The sequence below is a fragment of the Stenotrophomonas sp. 05L44_2 genome (genome assembly GCF_056665995.1).
Window position 1 is genome coordinate 1 of record NZ_JBFTNR010000436.1, and the last position, 3,614, is coordinate 3,614.

Sequence of the window (3,614 nt, forward strand, 5' to 3'; positions counted from 1 at the left end):
ATGCCGCAGGCACGGCTGCTGCCGGTGCCAGTGGTGCAGCACAGCCGGCTGCCGGTGGTGGTGGCAGCAGTGATGATCTGTCTGCCAAGTACGCGGCGGCCATCCAGGCCAAGGTGCTGGCGCAGTGGGTGCGTCCGGACAGCGTGCCGCTGGGCCAACGCTGCCAGATCACCATCAACCAGTTGCCGGGCGGTACCGTCCGCAGCGCCACGGTCAGCGCCGGCTGCCCGTTCGATGAAGCCGGCAAGCGCTCGATCGAGGCCGCCGTGCTCAACGCCCAGCCGCTGCCGTACCGCGGTTTCGAGCAGGTATTCGCACGCACGATCAACTTCACGTTCACCGCCCAGGATCGCTGAGGCGCGGGGCAGGGCAGCCCGTTGGGGCTGTCCCGTCATCCAATGACGCCTTTAGCTCTGGATCGTACGGGCCCGTCCACGCCATGCTTGGGACGAGTCATCCGCACGAAAGGTGGCCGCGACGTTAACGGCATGTGAGAGACCCGGCTGGCACTGACCAGGAATTCACGTACCCTTGGTTCATGATTGCGAAGCGGTTCACTGCCGTTTTGTTATCCCTCGTTCCGGTTCCCCCTATTTGAGCGCTCCATGAAGAAGATGCCTCGCTGGCTTGCCGTGTTTGCGGCCCTGTTGCTGCCCTTTGCTGCCGTCGCGCAGCAGAAGGGGCTGGATATCGACATCATCGGCGGCAATGCCTCCGCCCTCCCGATCACCATCGTGCCGATGCCCTACCAGGGTGCAGCCGGTGCTCCGCAGACCGACGTCGCCGGCGTGGTCCGTGCCGACCTCGAACGTTCGGGCCAGTTCCGCACGCTGCCCGAAGCGCAGATCGTCGAAAAGCCGATTCGTGGCGGTGACATCCAGTTCGCCACCTGGCGCGCGCTGAAGCAGAACTACATCGTCGTCGGCCGGGTCATGGACGCCGGTGCCGGCGCCTACCGCGTCGAGTACGAACTGTTCGACGTGCCCAAGGGCGAGCGCCTGCTGGGCCTGGCGATGACCGCCCGTGGCAATGCCATGCGCGACGTTGCCCACCAGATGGCCGACGCCATCTACGAGAAGATCACCGGTGTCCGTGGTGCCTTCTGGACCCGCATCGCCTACGTGACCGCCAGCGGCAAGGGCGACGCCATGCGCTACGCGCTGATGGTGGCCGATTCGGACGGCTTCAACCCGCAGACCATCGTGCGTTCGGCCGAGCCGCTGCTGTCGCCGTCGTGGAGCCCGGATGGCAACAAGCTGGCCTACGTCAGCTTCGAGCGTGGCAACTCGGCCATCTACATCCAGAACATCTCCACCGGCGCCCGTGAGCTGGTCACCAGCTTCCGCGGCATCAACAGCGCCCCGGCCTTCTCGCCGGACGGCCGCAAGCTGGCCCTGACCCTGTCGCGTTCGGGCAACCCGGAGATCTACGTGATGGATCTGGGCAGCAAGCAGCTGACCCAGCTGACCAACCACTTCGCCATCGATACCGAGCCGACCTGGGCACCGGATGGCAGTGCGGTGTACTTCACCTCCGACCGCGGCGGCCGTCCGCAGGTCTACAAGGTCGGTGCCGGTGGTGGCAGCGCCGAGCGCGTGACCTTCCAGGGCAACTACAACGCCAAGCCTTCGGTGTCCTACGACGGCAAGAAGATCGCTGTCGCCCAGGGTTCGGGCAACAGCTACAAGATCGCGATGATGGACAGCTCGCTGGGTTCGCCCCGCTGGAGCACGCTGTCGCCGGGTTCGCTGGACGAATCGCCGAGCTTCGCGCCCAACGCGAGCATGGTGCTGTATGCCGCCCGTGAGGGTGGTCGTGGTGTGCTGTACGCCGTCTCGGCCGATGCGCGCGTGCGCCAGCGCCTGGTCCTGGCAGACGGTGATGTGCGCGAGCCGGCATGGTCCCCATACCGTACCCAGCGCTAAAAGAGTGTTAATATTTTCTCTGTATTGAACCCCTCATCGGCTTAGGAGCCACAAAGGTATCGCCATGAACAAGTCCACCCGCGTTCTGCTTGTTTCCCTGCTGTCCGTGGCCGTCCTGGCCGGTTGCTCGAAGAAGGTCAAGGAAGAAGCCCCGGCTCCGGTCGATACCGGCACCTCGACCACCACCCCGACCGGTCCGTCCACCTCCGGCCTGTACGGCCCGGGCGATCTGGACACCGACGCCTGCCTGCGTCAGCGCGTTGTCTACTTCGACCTGGACAAGGAAGACGTGAAGCCGGAATTCCAGGCCATCATGGCTTGCCACGCCAAGTACCTGCGTGACCGTCCGTCCTCGCGCATCACCCTGCAGGGCCACACCGACGAGCGCGGTTCGCGCGCGTACAACCAGGCCCTGGGCGAGCGTCGTGGCAACGGCGTCAACTCGGCACTGCAGGCCAACGGTGGCTCGGCTTCGCAGCTGACCGTCGTGTCCTACGGTGAAGAGCGTCCGGTCTGCACCGAGTCGAACGAGTCCTGCTGGTCGCAGAACCGTCGCGTCGAAATCGTCTACACCGCGCAGTAATCCATGCGCCTTGGCATCAAACTGATGCTGGTCGTTGCGGCAGCCCTCGTGGCTGCCGCACCGGCGCATGCACAACGTCAGAGCCTGGCCGACCGCGTCGGTTCGCTCGAGCAGCAGATGTACAACAACAGTGCCAACCAGGACCTGTTGAACCAGATCAACCAGCTGCGGCAGCAGGTCACCAGCCTGCAGGCCTCGATCGAGCAACTCCAGCACGACAACGCCCAGCTCAAGCAGACCGCCCAGGACCAGTACCTGGATCTGGACAGCCGCCTGAACCGGTTGGAAGGGGGCTCTGCCGCCCCGGCCCTGCCTGCGGTTCCGGCGAGCGCACCGAAGGCTCCTGCAGCCCCGGCAAAACCCGCAGCGGCGGCCACTTCCGAGCGGCCGCCTTCGGTCCATGGTGACCCGGGCAGCCTGGCCGTCACCGGTGACGAGCGTACGTCCTACAACGTGGCCTTCGACGCATTGAAGGCGGGCAAGTACGATGATTCGGCGCAGCTGTTCCTGAGCTTCCTGGAGCTGTACCCGAACGGCGTCTACGCCCCCAATGCCTTGTACTGGCTGGGCGAAAGCTATTACGCCACCCGCAATTTCCCGATGGCCGAGTCCCAGTTCCGCGAACTGCTCTCGCGCTATCCCACCCACGACAAGGCCGCTGGCGGCCTGCTCAAGGTCGGCCTCTCGCAGTACGGCGAGGGCAAGGTCGACCAGGCCCAGCAGACGCTGGAGACCGTCGTGGCGCAATACCCGGGCTCGGACGCCGCGCGTACCGCGCAGGACCGCCTGCAGTCGATCCGCCTCGGCAATCAGATCCGCTGATCCGCTGACCGGGCGTACAATGTGTTCCCCGTAGCGCCGAGCCCTTGCTCGGCTGCTTTCGTTTCCGGGTCGGCAAACCCGTCCGGATCCGGTAGCGCCGGGCCATGCCCGGCGACTTGCATTACCCGTCGGGCCATACCCGACCGGCTGCTGTTGTAGAGCCGAGCCATGCTCGGCTGCTTTCGTTACCGGCCACGGTAGCCCACCCGCCACGTGTCCCACCAAGAAGTCCCTGCCATGACCGCCGTTCCCCCGTCCGCCGCCGTTGCCACGCCCAGCGAGAT

At 65.7% G+C, this 3,614-nt stretch carries 4 protein-coding genes; all 4 read left to right on the top strand.

Going from position 1 to position 3,614, the window contains the following annotated elements; all coding sequences use genetic code 11:
* Window positions 1-356 (top strand): TonB C-terminal domain-containing protein (locus AC1VAN_RS15080; RefSeq protein WP_480986102.1); only part of this gene is annotated, 356 nt, incomplete at its 5' end.
* A 249-nt stretch (window positions 357-605) separates the two neighbouring features.
* Window positions 606-1,925, top strand: coding sequence for a Tol-Pal system beta propeller repeat protein TolB (gene tolB / locus AC1VAN_RS15085; RefSeq protein WP_033831823.1), 1,320 nt, complete (start codon window positions 606-608; stop codon window positions 1,923-1,925).
* Between the two features lie 64 nt (window positions 1,926-1,989).
* Window positions 1,990-2,508, top strand: coding sequence for a peptidoglycan-associated lipoprotein Pal (pal, locus tag AC1VAN_RS15090; protein ID WP_025874668.1), 519 nt, complete (start codon window positions 1,990-1,992; stop codon window positions 2,506-2,508).
* 3 nt (window positions 2,509-2,511) lie between these two features.
* A complete protein-coding gene (ybgF, locus tag AC1VAN_RS15095; RefSeq protein ID WP_025874667.1) occupies window positions 2,512-3,330 on the top strand; it encodes a tol-pal system protein YbgF in 819 nt (272 codons plus the stop codon).
* Window positions 3,331-3,614: the final 284 nt, after the last annotated feature.

What these genes read in the sequence shown, in the direction of transcription:
- pal (WP_025874668.1), top strand. Translation starts at nt 1,990, where the DNA reads ATGAACAAGTCCACCCGCGTTCTGCTTGTTTCCCTGCTGTCCGTGGCC.
- tolB (WP_033831823.1), top strand. Translation starts at nt 606, where the DNA reads ATGAAGAAGATGCCTCGCTGGCTTGCCGTGTTTGCGGCCCTGTTGCTG.
- ybgF (WP_025874667.1), top strand. Translation starts at nt 2,512, where the DNA reads ATGCGCCTTGGCATCAAACTGATGCTGGTCGTTGCGGCAGCCCTCGTG.